Source organism: Amycolatopsis sp. cmx-4-54, assembly GCF_046548895.1.
Taxonomy (GTDB): domain Bacteria; phylum Actinomycetota; class Actinomycetes; order Mycobacteriales; family Pseudonocardiaceae; genus Amycolatopsis.
In genome coordinates this window covers 660,311-676,480 of record NZ_JAEBEJ010000003.1, presented here as the reverse complement: position 1 = coordinate 676,480, position 16,170 = coordinate 660,311, and the positions used below count along the sequence as shown (strand labels likewise).

At 68.5% G+C, this 16,170-nt stretch carries 14 protein-coding genes; 8 read left to right on the top strand and 6 right to left on the bottom strand.

Annotated elements, in window-relative coordinates; all coding sequences use genetic code 11:
* Positions 1-41 precede the first annotated feature (41 nt).
* The 3 genes from ACLJQ7_RS13535 to ACLJQ7_RS13525 form a co-directional block, all read right to left on the bottom strand.
* Entirely contained in the window at positions 42-1,310 is a 1,269-nt protein-coding gene (locus ACLJQ7_RS13535) for a YeeE/YedE family protein (protein ID WP_410648526.1), read from the bottom strand.
* 138 nt (positions 1,311-1,448) lie between these two features.
* Positions 1,449-1,982: a hypothetical protein gene (locus tag ACLJQ7_RS13530; RefSeq protein WP_410648525.1), complete on the bottom strand. Its 534-nt coding sequence runs from the start codon at positions 1,980-1,982 to the stop codon at positions 1,449-1,451.
* 72 nt (positions 1,983-2,054) lie between these two features.
* Positions 2,055-2,891: a Bax inhibitor-1/YccA family protein gene (locus ACLJQ7_RS13525; RefSeq protein WP_410648524.1), complete on the bottom strand. Its 837-nt coding sequence runs from the start codon at positions 2,889-2,891 to the stop codon at positions 2,055-2,057.
* 313 nt (positions 2,892-3,204) lie between these two features.
* Here ACLJQ7_RS13525 and ACLJQ7_RS13520 point away from each other — a divergent pair, with 313 nt between their 5' ends.
* From ACLJQ7_RS13520 to ACLJQ7_RS13505, 4 genes are all read left to right on the top strand, one after another.
* Positions 3,205-4,677 carry a SpaA isopeptide-forming pilin-related protein gene (locus ACLJQ7_RS13520; protein WP_410648523.1) on the top strand — a complete coding sequence of 491 codons (1,473 nt, stop codon included), beginning with the start codon at positions 3,205-3,207 and terminating at the stop codon, positions 4,675-4,677.
* A gap of 11 nt (positions 4,678-4,688) precedes the next feature.
* The gene (locus tag ACLJQ7_RS13515) at positions 4,689-5,378 is read left to right on the top strand and encodes a class F sortase (RefSeq protein ID WP_410648522.1); all 690 of its coding nucleotides are present in this window, start codon (positions 4,689-4,691) and stop codon (positions 5,376-5,378) included.
* 99 nt (positions 5,379-5,477) lie between these two features.
* Positions 5,478-7,469 carry an SDR family oxidoreductase gene (locus ACLJQ7_RS13510; RefSeq protein WP_410648521.1) on the top strand — a complete coding sequence of 664 codons (1,992 nt, stop codon included), beginning with the start codon at positions 5,478-5,480 and terminating at the stop codon, positions 7,467-7,469.
* Positions 7,470-7,587: 118 nt separating this feature from the next.
* Positions 7,588-8,709, top strand: a complete 1,122-nt coding sequence (locus tag ACLJQ7_RS13505) for a cell division protein DivIVA (RefSeq protein WP_410648520.1) — start codon at positions 7,588-7,590, stop codon at positions 8,707-8,709.
* Between the two features lie 147 nt (positions 8,710-8,856).
* Here the strand turns inward: ACLJQ7_RS13505 and ACLJQ7_RS13500 are convergent, their stop codons facing one another.
* Both ACLJQ7_RS13500 and ACLJQ7_RS13495 read right to left on the bottom strand, forming a co-directional pair.
* Entirely contained in the window at positions 8,857-10,182 is a 1,326-nt protein-coding gene (locus ACLJQ7_RS13500) for an amidase (protein ID WP_410648519.1), read from the bottom strand.
* Between the two features lie 224 nt (positions 10,183-10,406).
* Positions 10,407-10,982, bottom strand: a complete 576-nt coding sequence (locus ACLJQ7_RS13495; protein ID WP_410648518.1) for a TIGR03086 family metal-binding protein — start codon at positions 10,980-10,982, stop codon at positions 10,407-10,409.
* A 219-nt stretch (positions 10,983-11,201) separates the two neighbouring features.
* Between ACLJQ7_RS13495 and ACLJQ7_RS13490 the strand changes: the two genes are divergently transcribed.
* The 4 genes from ACLJQ7_RS13490 (at position 11,202) to ACLJQ7_RS13475 (ending at position 15,524) form a co-directional block, all read left to right on the top strand.
* A complete protein-coding gene (locus ACLJQ7_RS13490) occupies positions 11,202-12,422 on the top strand; it encodes a glycoside hydrolase family 3 N-terminal domain-containing protein (RefSeq protein WP_410648517.1) in 1,221 nt (406 codons plus the stop codon).
* A 96-nt stretch (positions 12,423-12,518) separates the two neighbouring features.
* Positions 12,519-13,469 carry an alpha/beta hydrolase family esterase gene (locus ACLJQ7_RS13485; RefSeq protein WP_410648516.1) on the top strand — a complete coding sequence of 317 codons (951 nt, stop codon included), beginning with the start codon at positions 12,519-12,521 and terminating at the stop codon, positions 13,467-13,469.
* 108 nt (positions 13,470-13,577) lie between these two features.
* Positions 13,578-14,282 carry a TetR/AcrR family transcriptional regulator gene (locus ACLJQ7_RS13480; RefSeq protein WP_410648515.1) on the top strand — a complete coding sequence of 235 codons (705 nt, stop codon included), beginning with the start codon at positions 13,578-13,580 and terminating at the stop codon, positions 14,280-14,282.
* A gap of 36 nt (positions 14,283-14,318) precedes the next feature.
* Positions 14,319-15,524, top strand: a complete 1,206-nt coding sequence (locus ACLJQ7_RS13475) for a cytochrome P450 (protein ID WP_410648514.1) — start codon at positions 14,319-14,321, stop codon at positions 15,522-15,524.
* On the opposite strand, the gene ACLJQ7_RS13470 is transcribed toward ACLJQ7_RS13475, so the two are convergent.
* On the bottom strand, positions 15,521-16,162 hold the full coding sequence (locus ACLJQ7_RS13470) for a histidine phosphatase family protein (RefSeq protein WP_410648513.1): 642 nt from the start codon (positions 16,160-16,162) through the stop codon (positions 15,521-15,523). The two genes, ACLJQ7_RS13475 and ACLJQ7_RS13470, sit on opposite strands and share 4 nt — an antisense overlap.
* Positions 16,163-16,170 lie beyond the last annotated feature (8 nt).

The following is a 16,170-nucleotide window of genomic DNA, read 5'->3' as shown; positions in this document are numbered from 1 at the left end:
CCTGAAGGGCAGATCCGCACACGACATGTCACCAAGAGTGATCAGCAGACGCTGTCGGTCGGGGCCGGGTTGCCGAGCCCGAACAACGGTCGCAGCTTGAGCCCGATCCAGGTGCCGCCGAGCGCGAAGACGCCCCACAGCCAGCCGTGCAGGCTGCCGACCGAGATGCCGCCGAGGTAGGCGCCGATGTTGCAGCCGCCCGCCATCCGCGCGCCGACGCCCATCAGGATCCCGCCGAGCACCGCGGCGACGGCGGTCCGCCACGGGATCGAGCTGTGGATCTTCCACGCCCCCGCCGCCGCGGCCGCGACCCCCGCGCCGATCATGATGCCGATGTCGGTGAGGCTGTTCTTGTCCTTCCAGATCGGCCCCGCCAGTGACGCCGCGTTCGCCTTGATCCGCCAGAACTCCCAGGCCTCGGGGTGCAGGCCGAACACCTGCAGGATCTTGGCGCCCCACAGGCTGAACGCGCTCGTGACACCCCAGATCCCGCCGGAGACCAGGAAGACCGCGCCCGCCAGCACGCCGAGGACGACGGCGCCGACGAGGATCGGCCACGAGCCACGGTAGATCCGGGCGAAACCGCGCGCGGTCGGCACGACGTCGACCGGCGGCGGGTTGCGGCGCTTCTGCACGAACCGGGTCCCCAGCACGATCGCGGCGAGGACGGCGATGGTGATCACCCACGAACCGAACCAGCCGACATGGTCGGCGAGCAGGACGCCCTTGAACTCGGGCCAGCCCGACAGCAGCGGATACGCCCACGTGTAGAGGACGGACCCGGTGATGAAGCCGCCGAGGGTCAGCACGATCGTCGACTGCCCGGAACCGACCGCGAACAGCGTTCCCGAAGCGCAAGCGCCACCCAGTTGCATGCCGATGGCGAAGATCGTCGCGCCGGCGAACAGCGCGAGCCCCAGCCCGCCCGCGGTCGGGTTCGGCGTGCTGCCGAAGAGCCCGGATCCGGTGCCCACGATCAGCGCGATCAACGTCGCGGCCGTGCCGAGAAGCAGCGTGTGCGCCCGCAGGCCCTGCCCGTTCCCGACCGCGATCAGCCGGCGCCAGGCCGAGGTGAACCCGAAACGGGAGTGGAAGAGCGCGAGGCCGAGCAGCAGGCCGAGGATGAGCAGGACACCGAATTTCGCCCCGTGTGCGGCCCAGACGTACCAGGTCAGCCCGACCGCGAGGGCGCTCGCGACCGCCAGCGGCACGACCTTGACCGGCTCCTCCGGTCGCGGGACCGGGGCGGCGCAGGAGGTCGGGAAGTCGAGGAGTTTCTTCTCGCCGGCTTGGGTTTCGGTCGTCGCCACCAGGACTCCAGGTCGATCGGCGGGGTGGGGGACGAGCAACGTTAGGACCGGTGACCGTCCGGACGCAGCCCGTCCCACACTGTGCGACGAACGGAGGCGCGCGCAGGGCCGGATGGCGGCGGTAGCAAAGGTCCCTTGCTACCTGGTGCTCATCACACAGACCGTCGAAGGCGGCGTCGAGTAGCTCTTGAGGTGGGTCGCGTCCGTGTCGTCGCAGGTCGCGACGCCGTCGACCACCTTCAGGACCTCCGCGTCCCGCGCGGGATCCGAGCAGGGGACCTTCTGGTAGGCCACGCTGTCGGCCAGGAAGTTCTCGAGACAGTCGCCCTGCTTGGCGTCGAGCATCATGCAGAGCTTGTACGAGGCGAAGGTCTTGTCGACGGTGAGCTGGTCGTACTCGCCCGCCGGGCAAGCGCCGCCCGCGTCGGTCTTCGCCCCGGCCTTCACGTTGGCCTCGGCCGAGCCGCAATCCGCCTTCACCGGGTCCGCGCCGACGTCACCGAAAGTGGTGATCGCGTAGCAGTCCCCCACCCGGACGTCGTCGGTGTTCGAGAGGTACCCGAAGATCCACGACGCCGCGCTCAGCACCACGATCGCGACCGGCACCAGGAGGCCCGCCCAGAACCATTTGGAACGCCTCGGCCTGGCGGGTTCGCCACTGTGCTCGGTCATGGGGCCAGCGTATTCGCGGAGACGGAAAAGGGCGCCCCGATCGCTCGGAGCGCCCTTTCGCGAAAGCCCGGGTCAGTCGTTTTGGAAGTACGACAGCAGCCGCAGGATCTCGAGGTACAGCCAGACCAAGGTGGTCATGAGACCGAAGGCGGCGAACCACGCCCACTTCGACGGCATGCCTTCGCGGATCATCCGGTCGGCCTGGTCGAAGTCGAGCAGGAAGCTGAACGCCGCGACACCGATCACCACGAGGCTGAAGATGATCGCGATCGGCCCGCCGTCACGCAGCGGGTTGAAGCCGAAGAAGCTGGTGACGAGGTTGACCAGCATCAGGATCGCGACACCGACGACGGCACCGATGATCCACTTCGTCAGCTTCGGGGTGACCTTGACCGCACCGGTCTTGTAGACGACCAGCATCGCGATGAACACACCCGCGGTGCCGATGATCGCCTGCAGCGCGATACCGGGGTACAGCGCTTCGAAAAGACCACTGATCGCACCGAGGAAGACACCCTCGGCGGCCGAGTACGCCAGCGTGAGCGGACCGCTCGGCTTCTGCTTGAAGATGATGACGAGCGAGATCACCAGGCCGACGAGCATGCCGCCGACGAGCGCGCCGATCACGCCGCCGCTGATACCGGTGATCCGGCCCGCGGCGTCCACGGGCAGCTGGCTGATCGCCCAGATCGCGGTGAGCACACCGGTCACCAGCGCGGTGCCGAGGCTCAGCGCCGTCTTGATGACGACGTCGTCGACGGTCATCGGACGGTCGTCGGCGCCGGCGGAGGTCTGCGGAGGGCCGTAGCCGGGCACGCCGCCCTGGGGTTGGTTGAAGCCTACGTTGGGTCCGTACTGCGCCGCACCACGCGGCAGGTTCCGGAACGCCGGGTTGCTACTGGATCGCACCTGATCCTCCTGGATCTACTGGCACCTGCATCGGGTTCAACGACCGCGGGGGCCGCCCGGTTCCCGTCGAAGTAAAGACGACTTTACTCACAAACGGCGCGACGCCCATCCCCCACACCGTATGCGGCGGAGATCACCGACCGTTCACCGATACCCCACCTGATGCCCTATTGCCAAAACCGCTGATCACACGCCACTCTCCACGTTGCGTGTTCGGATAAACACCGAAGGCGTGTCGGGGAACCTATCGATCGTGTGACCTGCGCCGACGTAAATGCGCCGGGCAGAGCACGGCCAAAGGAGTCAACACACCATGGGGTGGACCTCACGCCCGAGCGTGCGTTCGCGCGCCTTGACCAGCCTGATCGCGACGTGCCTGCTCGGCGCCTTGTCCGCCACCGTCGCGGTGACACCGGCCTCCGCCGCCGACCCGAAACAGGGCTTCGGCTTCGAAGTCACTCCCGGCCAGCCCTTCGGCGGCCATGATCAGGAAAGCGACTGGCTCGGCTCCTACGTCGTCAACGGCATTCACGTGTTCTGCGTGAGCTTCCAGCAGAAGGCGCCGGACACGAACGAGGAGTACGAGCCCGGCGACGAACTGCTCGACAAGTGGGGAGAGAAGCTGCCGGATGACATCGCGGCCAACATCTCCTACCTGCTCCTCCGCTACGGCGGAACGCAGGACAACGCCGAAGCCGCCGCGCTCGCCCACCTGCTCCATTCCTGGACGGCCAAGCCGCGATCCGACGCCGACACCGACCCGACGCTCCCTTCCAGCAAGATCGGCTACAAGATCGAGGACCACCTCGACAAGCTGAAGGTTCAATTCCCCGAGGGCGCCGCGGCCGTCGAGAAGCTGACCGCGGACGCCGAGGCCAACCGCGGCCCGTGGACCACCGCCATCACGCCGCCGAAGGAAGACCAGCACATCGGCACCGCGGGCGAGTGGACGATCAGCGTCAAGAACGCCAAGGGCAAAGGCGTCTCCGGAGTGCCCGTGCAGCTCACGCCGTCGAACGCGACCGTCGACGGCGGTGAGAGCACCAAGCCCGCGTCGACCTCGAAGGCGAAGGCCGAGAAGGCCACCACGGTGAAGACGGGCGAGGACGGCACCGTCACGGTCAAGGTGACGCCGACCGGTGACCAGCCGAAGCTGGCCAGCTCGCTGTCCGCACCCGCGGACCGGCCGTACGTGCAGTTCCCGGTCAAGACCGGAGTACAGAACGTCGTCTCGACCGGCGGCGAGAAGGAACTGAAGGCCCAGGGTGTCGCGGTCGTTTCCAAGCCGGGCAAGGTCCAGGTGACGAAGGTCGACGCGAAGACCGACAAGGGCGTCGCGGGCGCCGTGCTGCGGATCACCGCGAAGGACAAGACGACGGCCGCGGTCGGCCACGACGGCAAGCCCCTCAACGGCGCCGACGGCAAACCCGCCGTCGTCACCACCGAAGGCGAGAACGGCGCCGTCACCGTGGAGAACCTGCGGACCCCGCAGGAGATCTGCGTGGTCGAGGTCAGCGCGCCGCCGGGCTACACCAACGCGTTCGACCCGAAGAATCCGCCGTCCGCCTGCGGTGAGGTCAAGCCGGGTGAGACGCTGGCTCTCAAGGTCGCCAACACGCCCAACGAGGTACCGCGCACCATTCCCGCCGGTGACCGGCCGGTGGCGATGATGCAGGGCACCGTCGAGAATTCGGCGTCGACCGCCGGCATCCTCGGCGTCGGCGCGCTCGCGCTGCTCGGTTCGCTGATGGTGGGCGTGGCCGCGCGGCGGTCTTCGCGACGCTAAGAGGTTCTGGAATGTCAGTACGACGCGGGTTCGCGCTGGGAGCCGTCACGGTCCTGTGCGCGGACCTCGTCGCGGCCCTGCTCATCTGGCCGCCGACGACAGTGGTGACGGGGACGGCCCAGGCCGTCTCCGTCCCGGTCGCGGGTGGAGCGCCCGCCGCTCCCGCGCAGCAGGAGGTCCCGCCTTCGCCGGACGTCGTCCCCACGACGCCGACGGCCGCCCCGCCGGCGTCGTCGTCGAAGGCGCCTGAAGCCCCGAAACCACAGGGGCCGGGGACGATCCGGCTGCCCGCGGGCGGCGCCGCGAAACTCGTGCGGAAGGAACTCGGGCCGGGCGCGGAACTTCCCGTCCCGGAGAACCTCGGCGAGGTGACCTGGTGGGGCGCCGAACTGAGCGCGGCCACCGGCGCGAGCGTGTTCGCGGGCCACGTGAACTGGAAGGGCGCGACGGGCCCGTTCGCGGAACTGTGGACCGAGCGGATCGGCGGCACCGTCACCGTGGTCGACAAGGCGGGCAAATCCTGGCAGTACAAGGTCTCCCAGCTGATCACGCTGAAGAAGAACGAACTGCCGCAACGGGCGGACGAACTGTTCGGCCAGTCCGGTCCACATCGGATAGTCCTCGTCACCTGCGGCGGCCGCTGGGTCGGCGGGGAGACCGGATACGCCGAGAACCGGGTCGTCATCGCCGACCCGCTCTAGTTACCCGTGAGTAACTTCACCGGTGCCGTGGTGGTCCTCGCCGTGCCGATGCAGCAGAATGCCGGGGGACGCGGGCGAGCACGGTGAAGGGTGAGGCTGATGGCGACTTTTCTGGTGACCGGGGCGACCGGACTGATCGGGCGCCAATTCACCCGGCTGCTGCTCACCAGGGACGACGTCGACAAGGTCGCGCTCGTGGTCCGGGCGTCCTCCCGGGACAAACTCGCGAAACTCGTGAACGCCTGGCCCCATCCGGAACGCGTCACCCTTGTCACCGGTGATCTCGGCGAGCCGCTGCTCGGCGTCGGTCAAGAGGACCGAGAGATGCTTCGCGGCGTCGATCACGTCGTCCACCTCGCCGCCCTGTACGACCTCACCGCCGACGACGAAGCCAGCATCAAGGCCAACGTCGAAGGCACCGCGCAGGTGATCGCGCTCGCCGCCGAGCTGACCGCGGGCTGCCTGCACCACGTGTCCTCGGTCGCCGTCGCCGGTGACCACGAGGGCATGTTCACCGAAGAGATGTTCGACGTCGGCCAGCGGCTCCTCACGCCGTACCACCGCACGAAGTTCGAAGCGGAGCGCCTCGTCCGCGAGCAGCAGGACGTGCCGTGGCGCGTGTACCGGCCCGCGGTCGTCGTCGGGAACTCCGAGACCGGCGAAATGGACAAGATCGACGGCCCGTACTACCTGTTCCCCGCGATCAGCAGGCTCGCCGGGCTGCCCGACGTACCGATCGTCGGGCCCGACCTCGGCGACACCAACGTCGTCCCGGTCGACTACGTCGCCGAATCGCTGAACGCCCTGATCACCACGAAGGGGCTCGACGGACGCGCTTTCCACCTGGTCAACCCGGAACCGCAACCGGTCGTCTCGGTCTACAACGCCTTCGCGAAGGCGGCGGGTGCGCCGACGATCTCCGTGCAGCTCAACGACCGCTTGTCCAAAGGCATCGTCAACCTGGTGAAACTGAGCGAGCACATCCCCGGCTTCACGATCGCGCGCGACGCCGTGCTGGAGCGGCTCGGGATCCCGCCGGTGCTGCTGGAGACCATGGCGTTCCCGTCGGTGTTCTCGTCGGCGTCGACGCGCAAGGCACTCATCGGCTCGGGCGTCGAGGTGCCCCGGATCGAGGACTACGCGCCGACCCTGTGGCGCTACTGGCGCGAGCACCTGGACCCGTTCCGCGCCCGCAAGCACGGCCCTCGCGGTGAACTGGACGGCCGCCGCGTGATCATCACCGGCGCGTCCTCGGGCATCGGCCGGGCGACCGCGATCAAGGTCGCGGCCGCGGGCGGGGTGCCGCTGCTCGTCGCGCGACGGCAGCACGAGCTCGAAGAGGTGCGGGACGAGATCATCGCCGCGGGCGGTATGGCGTCGGTGTACCCCGCCGACCTGACCGACGAGGAGTCGGTGCACAAGGCCGTCGACGCGATGCTCGCCGAGCACGGCCGGGTCGACATGCTCGTGAACAACGCCGGCCGCTCGATCCGGCGGTCGATCAAACTGTCGTACGACCGGTTCCACGACTACGAACGCGCGATGGCGATCAATTACTTCGGCGCGGTGCGGCTGATCCTCGCGGTACTGCCGCATATGTCCGAGCGGAAGTTCGGGCATATCGTCAACGTGTCGTCGATCGGCGTGCAGGGAATCGCGCCGCGCTTTTCGGCCTATGCGGCGTCGAAGGCCGCTTTGGACTATTTCTCCCGGATCGCCGCGACCGAGACCCACGGCGACGGAATCACCTTCACGACCATCCACATGCCACTCGTGCGCACGCCGATGATCCGGCCGACGAAGATCTACGACGCGTTTCCGACCAAATCCCCGGATCAGGCCGCGGACATGGTGCTGAAGGCACTGCGGGAACGCCCGAAGCACATCGGCACGCCCGCCGGGCAGGCGATCGGACTCGCGTACACGCTCACGCCGGGACTCACGGATGCCGTGGCCTACCAAGGATTCCGGGTGTTCCCGGATTCCGCGGCCGCGGGCGGTGAAGGCGGGCTCAAGATCGGGAAGGGCGAGCAGCATCTGTCCCGGGCGGCGATGGCGCTCGCCCGGCTCAGCCGCGGCTTCCATTGGTGACACTGCGCACACGGGTGGCGGCCGTTCAGGTGAGGGAACGCAGCTGAGAGCCGACACACGTCGGTGAATCACCAAGCCTGGCAACGGCGACCCCGCGTACGCAGGTACCGTCGTGGCCATGGTTCCCGAGCGAGACAACGGCCTGTTGCCCCTGCGGCGCGAGTACACCCAGGCCTGGCACGGCTTCGACCGGAACGAAGTGCGCCAGTATCTGGATCATCTCGAAGCCCAGCTGCATCGCGTGATCACCGACCGCGACGCCGCGATCGCGCAGGCGACGTCGGCCACGCGCGAACTCGAAACCGTCCGCCACGAGGTGGCGAAGCTGAACGCCAGGATCGAGGAGCTGAAGAAACCGCCGGAGCGGCTCGAAGACCTCGACGAGCGGATGCAGCGCACCGTCACGCTCGCGCAGGCGCGTGCGGAAGAGATCACGAAGCGGGCCGAGGTCGCCGCCGAGAAGCACTGGGCGTCGTCGAGCGAGGCTTCGAAGAAGCTCCGTGAGCGCTACACGCGGCTCGTCGCCGAGCTGGACAAGCAGGCGGACGCGCTGCACTCGGAGCACGAATCCGCGCTCGCCGAGACTCGGGCCGAGGTCCAGCGGCTGACCGTCGAGGCCGCCCAGCGCCGGGAACTGCTGGACAACGAGGCCGAGCGCAAGCGCCGGAAGATCGAGCGCGAGTTCGACCAGACGATCGCGGCTCAGCGCGCGTCGCACGAGAAGCACATCGCCGACCAGCAGACGGCCAGCAAGAACCAGGCCGAGCGCCGGATCGCCGAGGCCACCGCGGAGGCGAAGCGCCGCATCGACGAGGCCACCTCCGAAGCCAAGCGCCGGCTCGACGAGGCCACGACGACCGCCGCCCAGCGCACGACCGCCGCCCAGCGGAAGGTCGAGCGGCTGGCGGAGATCCGCGAGCAGGCCCGCAAGAGCCTCATGCAGGCCGACGAGGTCCTGAAGGGCAGCGAGGCGATGCTCGCGGCGCTGCCCGAGGAGTCGGTGATCCCGCACGCTTCGAAGCTCGTCGGTGGCGACGGCAAGGCCGAGGAGAAGAAGCCGGCGGGTAAGCCCGCCGAGCCGCCCGCCTCGAAGGCCGCCGCCCCTGCCGCCGCAAAACCTTCTCCCGCCAAGCCCGCTCCTTCGGCGCCTGCCGCCGCTGCGCCGAAGAACGGACAGAGCGAGCAGAACGGCCCGAAGACGAACGGGCAGAAGCCGTCACCCGCCAAAACCGGCTCCTGACCAGCGCGAAGTAGCAAGGGACCTTTGCTGTCACTCTCTTTTGGAAAGTGATAGCAAAGGTCCCTTGCTCTCTTTTCGCAGGTCAGCGCGGTGACTGTGTGGATTTTGGGACGTCAGATGTCCCGAAATCCACACAGTCGGGAGCTGTCAGGACGCGGTGGTGCGCGGCCAGGGATTGGCCGCTTCGAGCTGGGCGGCGAGGCCCAGGAGGAGCGCTTCCCCGCCGGGCGCGGCGACGAGCTGGACGCAGGCCGGAATGCCCGAAGGATGCACCCCGATCGGCACGGACATCGCCGGATAGCCCGCGAGATTCCACAGCCCCGCGAAACCCGCCACCCGCACGGACGGCAGCACGTTGGCGATCCATCGGCTTTCATGCCAGGTGCGTGCCTTGAGCGGGAGCGTCGCGATCATGGGCGTGACCAGGACATCGTGGTCGATGAAGAACTCCTCGGCACGCTCCAGCCAGCGTTCCCGCGTGCTCTCCCGGACGCGTTCGGCCATCAGCCGCCCGAGCCGGACATGGGTACGCGTCCGAGGCTGGAGCGCGGCGAGATCGAACTCGGCCGCCTGTTCGGCCGGGCCCGCGACCCAACGCGCCAGGAGACCACCGATCGCTCCGGCGCTGTACCGGGGCGTGCCCGGCGCGACGGTGTGCCCAGCTGCGCGGAACAGCTCTCCGGCTCGCGTGACGGCCCGGCTGAACGCGCGCGGCAGCGGGGCCCTCGTCAACGGAACCTGAGTCGACAGGGCGATGCGGGACGGCTTCGGGTCGGTGAGGTCAGCCAGCCCGGGCTGTTCGGCGAGGACCGACATCAGCACGGCGGCGTCGGCCACGGTGGTCGTCATCGGTCCGTGCGTGGACAAACCGAACCAGCCGTTCTCCCCCGGTACCCGGACCACGCCCTGACCCGGTTTGAGACCGACGATCCCGCACATCGCGGACGGTAGCCGGATCGACCCCAGCCCGTCCGTACCGTGCGCGATCGGAACCAGCCCGGCCGCGACGGCCGCGGCACTCCCACCCGAAGAACCGCCGGCGGCATAGGACGGATTGCGCGGATTGCGCGCCGTCCCGTCCGGATCGTCACTCGATGGCCAGATGCACAACTCCGGCACCCGGGTCAGGCCGACGATCACCGCACCGGCCGCACGTAACCGCCGAGCTATCTCACCGTCCTCTGTGGACAGAGTCGGCGAACCCGCGCGCGAACCCCACGAGGCGTATTCGCCTTCGACCGGCGCGACGTCCTTCACCGCGACCGGCACTCCGGCCAAGGGCAGGTCCGCCAGATCCGCGCGTTCGGCGACAGTGGCGGCCTCGGCGAGTGCCTCCTCCGCCCTCACCCGGCGGAACGCGCCGATCACCCCATCCACCGCCGCGATCCGGGCCAACGCCTCACGCGTCACCTGGACCGGATCGAGTTCCTTGGCACGCACAGCCGCCGCGATCTCCACTGCCGTCTTGACCATCCCCGCACTTTAGAGCGGGTGGCGAAGATCAGACAGGCGAACTTCGCCGAGTCCGGTTCGAACGCCGGGAAGTCGGTGTAACTGTCGCGGCCTGCGCCGAAGTAGACGGCGGGACACGGAGAGCGAATCGGCGGGCAGATCGGGGTTCGCGATGAACAAGCTGCCGAAAGCGACCACGTCCCCGGCCGGTCCGGCGACACCGCGGGATCCACGTCTGATCCGTGTCAGGTGTTCGGGTCACGGCCCATCAGTCCGAGCAGCCTGTCCTGCAGGGGCGCGTCTTCGGGCACTTTCACTTCGGGACCGAAGACGACGATGCCGGGCCCGAACGCTCCGGGAATCCTCATCTGATCGGGGATCGCCTGCGCCGCCGGCCACATTCGGGCGACCTCGTCCGGATCGATCGTGTCGTCCTGCCCGGTGGCCCTGGCCAGATCCCAGCCGTGGATCACCATGTCGGCACTGACGACCTGGTCGATGTGCTGCTCCGCGGTCATCTTCCCCGTGGGTGTCTCGTGTTCCGCGGCCGCGAGTACGGGATCGGCGAGGATGGCTTCGACGTCGGCCCGAGCGGCGCGGAAGGCACCCAGCGGGTCGGCCAGGAGCGACGGCGCCGGCCCGAGGTCACGTCCGAAGGGGCGCAGCATCGCGCCGTGCATGTCGACGATGTGCCCGACGACATCCCTGGCGTTCCACTCTTCGCACGGAGATCTGCTCTCCCACCGCCCGGTTCGGACGGCGGCGACCTTGCTCTCGAAGGCGTCGGCCCGGACGCGATAACGGTCCGCGATGGCGGTCATCACGCCTCCACCGAACGGCCGTGACGTCGAAGGACCTCGTCATGACGATCTCGAGATCGCCCGATTTCGTCACGAAGAGAGTTCATCCCATAACCTTGCGGTTCCATAACCATGCGGTAATTTACGACGCCCCTGATCGGGTTGTCAACGACGCGGCCACGCACCAAAGGGCACGCGAGCGCGTACGAAAGGGCAGCGGGGGTTACCGTCGACAGCGGCATGGACGACGAACGAAACGAGCCGATGAACTCCGGGCGACCGAAGACGACGAAGCGGTGGGCGACCGTCATCCTGGGAACCGCCGCTGTCCTGGCCACCAGCGTGCAGTGCGGTACCGCGAACGACCAGGGCGGATCCGCGCAGCCGGCGGGAACGGTACCTCCATCCAGCAGCAGCGCGGCCCCGAGCAGGCCCTCGCCGTCACCGAGGGCGGAACAGGCGCCGGTCGCCGGCTGCGAAGCCGTCATCGCCGGGATGAGCCCCCGGCAGCGGCTGGCCCAGCTGGTGGTGGTCGGCGTGAACGCCGGTGACCCGCAGGCCGCGGTGAAGCTGGTACGCGATCAGCAGGTCGGCGGGATCTTCCTCGGCGGCAACGAGACGGCCCTGCTGAAGAACCGCGCACTGGACGAGGTCCAGCGCGCCGCGAAGGTCCCGGTGTCGGTCGCGATCGACGAGGAAGGCGGTCGCGTCCAGCGGATCGACGCCCTCGACGGCGACATGCCGAGCGCCAGGAAGATGGCCTCGACGCTGACGCCGTCGCAGGTGCGGGCGAAGGCGGCCGAGCGAGGACGGCAGATGCGAGCCCGCGGTGTCACCGTCGATTACGCGCCCGACGCCGACATCACCGACCAGCCCGACCGCGACATCGTCGGCGACCGATCGTTCGGCGCGGACCCGGAGGTCGCTCGCAAGTACATCCTGGCGTTCGCTCAGGGCCTGCGGGACGCCGGGGTGCAGCCGGTATTGAAGCACTTCCCCGGGCACGGGCACGCCACCGGGGATTCCCACAAGGGACTGGTGCGAACGCCGCCGCTGGCTTCACTGCGGAAGGTCGACCTGGTGCCGTACCGCGACATCGGCGAGTACGGCGAGATCGGCGTCATGGTCGGGCACCTGGACGTACCCGATCTCACCGGCGGCACCCCGTCGACCCTGTCGGCACCGGCGTACCGGCTGCTGCGGAAGGATTACGCGTTCGACGGCCCGGTGATCACGGACGATCTCGGGGCGATGAAGGCGATCACGGCGCAGTACCCGCTCCCGGCGGCCGTGCTCAAAGCCCTGCAGGCGGGCGCGGATCAGGCGTTGTGGTCCTCCGGCGGCAACGTCGGGACGGTGCTGACCACCCTGGAGCAAGCGCTCGCGTCCGGTGATCTCCCGGCCGCCCGGGTCGACGAGGCGTTGAGGCGGGTTCTGACCGCGAAACACGCCTGCGGCTGACCGGCCGGTCCGAAAACTCAATGAACACAATGCTGACCAGGCCCGCGTCAGGAGTGACCCTGATCACCGCCCTGCCGCCCGATCAAGGAGGATCGCGTGCCTGGTCCCACGAAGTTCCTGCGCCGTCTCGCGCTGACGGCCACCGCCGCCGCCGGGCTTAGCCTGTTGGCCGCCCCGGCGGCGTCGGCGTCGGTGCCGGCAGTGCCGTCGGCGATCGATCATCCGGTGCGGACGACCGGCTGCCAGCGTCCCTCCCCGGTTCCCGCCGGGACGACGACGCTGCGGACGCTGACGTCCGGCGGCCTGGTCCGCGAATACACGGTGCACGTTCCGGCCCGGTACCGGCCGTCACGGCCGTACCCGCTGGTGTTGTCGTTCCACGGCCACAAACGAACGTCGGAATATCAGGAGCAGCTGTCCGGATTTTCCGCCTATGACGCGATTTCCGTCTATCCGCAAGGACTTCCGGGCACGGACGGCGAATCGGCGTGGACCGGCGCGCCGTATTCGGCGGCAGCCGACGACGTGCTCTTCACCAGCGATCTGCTGAACACGCTCCAGCGTGAATTGTGCGTCGACTCCCGCCGGATCTACGCGACGGGCAAGTCGAACGGCGGCGGATTCGTCGGCGTCCTCGCTTGCCGGATGCCGGGCCGGATCGCGGCGTTCGCTCCCGTCGCCGGCGCGTTCTACCCGCAAGGTGGCGATTGCCACCCGTCGCGTCCCGCTCCGATTCTCGCTTTCCACGGCACGGCCGACGCGACGATCCCCTACACCGGGAATCCCGCCAAAGGCCTGCCGGCGCTCCCGGACTGGCTCGCCGCGTGGGCGGCCCGGAACGGCTGCCACCCGCGCCCGGTCCAGAATTCGCCGAAAACCGACGTCACCGTTCAGCGCTGGCTCGGTTGCTCGCTCCAGCATTACCGGGTGACCGGCGCCGGTCACGTCTGGCCGAGCACCGCACCGAACAACGACTCCGCCACACCGACCGTCATCGACGCGACTCCGGTCATCTGGAAATTCCTGCTCGCCCACCGCCTGCGTTAAGAACTCGTCGATTCCCCTTGCCGGACCGGCACCCCCGGCGCTACCGTCGAACTGACCAGATGACCGGATAAGCAAATTCGGTCACGAAGTCAGAGACTGGGAGCGCACGTGGCAGACCGTCCGGACCGCACCGCCGGCCGCGCCGATCGCATCCTCGACGCGGCCGGCGTCCTGCTGACGCGGCTGGGCTATCGCAAGGTGACCATCGAGGACATCGCGAGTCAGGCGGGCATCGGGAAGGGCACGATCTACCTGCACTGGCCCACGAAGGAAACCCTCTTCCACGCGTTGCTCCTGCGCGAATCCCTCCGGGCCGCCGAGAATCTCCTCGCCCGGCTGGACGAAGATCCGGCGGAAGTCGTCCCGCACCGGTTCCAGCGGGCGGTTTACCTCCACACCCAGCAGAACCCGTTGCTCGGCGCGCTCATCACCGGCAACACCGAACTGCTGGGCCGGTTGAAGAAACATCCCTTGCAGGACCAGGACGCGGTCGTGACCGAGCGGTACCTGAAGACGATGACGGACCGGGGCCTGCTGCGCGACGACATCCCGAACCTGCTGTTCTCCCTGCGCGCCTCGGCGCTCGGGTTCTACCTGATGGACAGCTTCACCGCCGACGGCGCCGACCTCGACTCCGAGGAGAAGGCCGACGCTCTCGCGCACATCATCCGGACGGCGTTCGAGCCGCCGGAGCCGCCGTCCCCGGCGAACGTGGCCGCCACCGCGGCCGAAGTGATCCAGGCGTTCCGGGATCTGATCTCGTCCTATCGCGCCTGGATCTACCGGAAGGACGGCCCCGAGGAGCCCGCCTGACCCGGGCTCTCCACCACTGAAGAAGGGGGCAAGCCATTGACCACGATCGCCGAAAGCTGGGGCGTCCACGAAGGCCAGTTCTGGCTCCGGGGGGAATTCCCGGCCGAACCGGTCCGTTTCGACCCCGAGACGGGCATGTGGAACGTCTACGGCCACGCCGAGGCGCTGAAGACCCTGAGTGATCCCAAGGTGTTCTCCTCCGACACCACCCGGCTGATCCCCGAGGAGCTTTCACCGGACAAGGACACGTTCGTCGAAGGCAACCTGCTCGTGATGGACCCGCCGGACCACAAGAAACTGCGCACGCTGGTGAGCCACGCCTTCACCCCGAAGGTCGTCGCGGATCTCGAACCGCGGATCGCCGCGCTGACGAACGAACTCCTCGACGTCGTCGACGGCGCGGACTCGATGGAACTGGTGACCCATCTGGCGTACCCGCTGCCGGTGATCGTCATCGCCGAACTGCTCGGCATCCCGGTGAGCGATCGCGACCTGTTCAAGGAATGGGTCGACACGTTGCTGCGGAACAGCCAGCAGCGGTCACTGATCAAGCAGACCGAGGCGGACAAGAAGGCCGCCGAGGAGACGACCGCCCAGGTGAAGAACCTGGTGAACTACCTTGCCGAGCATGTCGACGACCGGCGGCGGAACCCGCGTGAGGACCTGCTGACCAAACTCGTCGAAGCCGAGGTCGACGGCGCGAAACTCACGCAGAACGAAGTCGTCAACTTCGCGAACGTGCTGCTGCTCGCCGGGCACATCACCACCACGATGCTGCTCGGGAACACGGTGCTGTGCCTGGATTCCCATCCGGACGAGTACCGGCGCGTCCGGGAGGACCGGGCATCGCTGCCCGCCGCCATCGAGGAATCGCTGCGTTTCCTCAGCCCGTTCGCACTCGTCGCCCGCGCCACGACGACCGAGGTCGAACTGGGCGGCCGGACGATCCCGCCGGACAGCATGCTCGCCATCTGGGTCGCGGCGGCGAACCGGGATCCGCGTACGTTCACCGATCCGGGCACCTTCGATCCGGCGCGGGCGCACAACCCCCACCTGGCCTTCGGACGCGGGATCCATTTCTGCATCGGCGCCCCGCTCGCCAGGCTGGAGGGCAAGATCGCGCTCAACCTCCTGCTGGACCGTTTCCCGGATCTGCGCACCGATCCGGCCGCTCCGCCGTCGTTCATCCCGAGCCCGAACATGACCGGGGTGAACAAGCTCCAGCTGTTGCTGAAGCCCTAGCGGTCGGCGTACCGGGAGGCGAGCGGGACCACCACTCGCGGGACCCGCTTCCCGGGCGTGTACCGCAGTTCGGTGATGTTGCCGTTCGGCACGAGGTAGGTGTCGGCGAACGTGCGGAATCCGCGCATGGCCTCGCTGTCCGGCGTGGTGATGCCGGTCAGCAGTGACCACATGACCGCGCGGATGAAGAGTCCGTGCGTGAACACCGCGATCGGGCCGGGTTCGCGTTCTCCCAGCCGGGCCAGGAATTCCTGGGTCCGGGTGAAGAGGGCCGCGAAGGATTCCGCGCCGTTCACCGCGTGGTGCGGATCGGCACGGGACCAGTAGGCCTCCGTGTACGGCTTACGGGTGGCCGTGGTGGTGACCTGTCCATGGAGTTCGCCGAGAAAGGCGAACTCCTGGACAGGCCACTCCTCGCGCTCCGCGCCGGGGAACCGCTCGATCGTCGGCTCGGCGGTCTGCCGCGCCCGCAGGAACGGCGACGTCACGATCAACCGTGGCGGTTCGGCCAGCGAATCCGCGATTTCGCGGGCTTGGCGTCTGCCGAGTTCGGTCAGCGCCGAAGCCCCCGGCTCCCCGCCGGGAAGCCCCGCGTTGGACTCGCTTTCCCCATGCCTGATCAGCCACACTCGCGCCACGATCGCCT

Excerpts from the sequence above, each read along its gene's own strand:
- ACLJQ7_RS13530 (WP_410648525.1), bottom strand. The coding sequence starts at position 1,982 with ATGACCGAGCACAGTGGCGAACCCGCCAGGCCGAGGCGTTCCAAATGG.
- ACLJQ7_RS13520 (WP_410648523.1), top strand. The coding sequence starts at position 3,205 with ATGGGGTGGACCTCACGCCCGAGCGTGCGTTCGCGCGCCTTGACCAGC.
- ACLJQ7_RS13515 (WP_410648522.1), top strand. The coding sequence starts at position 4,689 with ATGTCAGTACGACGCGGGTTCGCGCTGGGAGCCGTCACGGTCCTGTGC.
- ACLJQ7_RS13510 (WP_410648521.1), top strand. The coding sequence starts at position 5,478 with ATGGCGACTTTTCTGGTGACCGGGGCGACCGGACTGATCGGGCGCCAA.
- ACLJQ7_RS13505 (WP_410648520.1), top strand. The coding sequence starts at position 7,588 with ATGGTTCCCGAGCGAGACAACGGCCTGTTGCCCCTGCGGCGCGAGTAC.
- ACLJQ7_RS13500 (WP_410648519.1), bottom strand. The coding sequence starts at position 10,182 with ATGGTCAAGACGGCAGTGGAGATCGCGGCGGCTGTGCGTGCCAAGGAA.
- ACLJQ7_RS13495 (WP_410648518.1), bottom strand. The coding sequence starts at position 10,982 with ATGACCGCCATCGCGGACCGTTATCGCGTCCGGGCCGACGCCTTCGAG.
- ACLJQ7_RS13490 (WP_410648517.1), top strand. The coding sequence starts at position 11,202 with ATGGACGACGAACGAAACGAGCCGATGAACTCCGGGCGACCGAAGACG.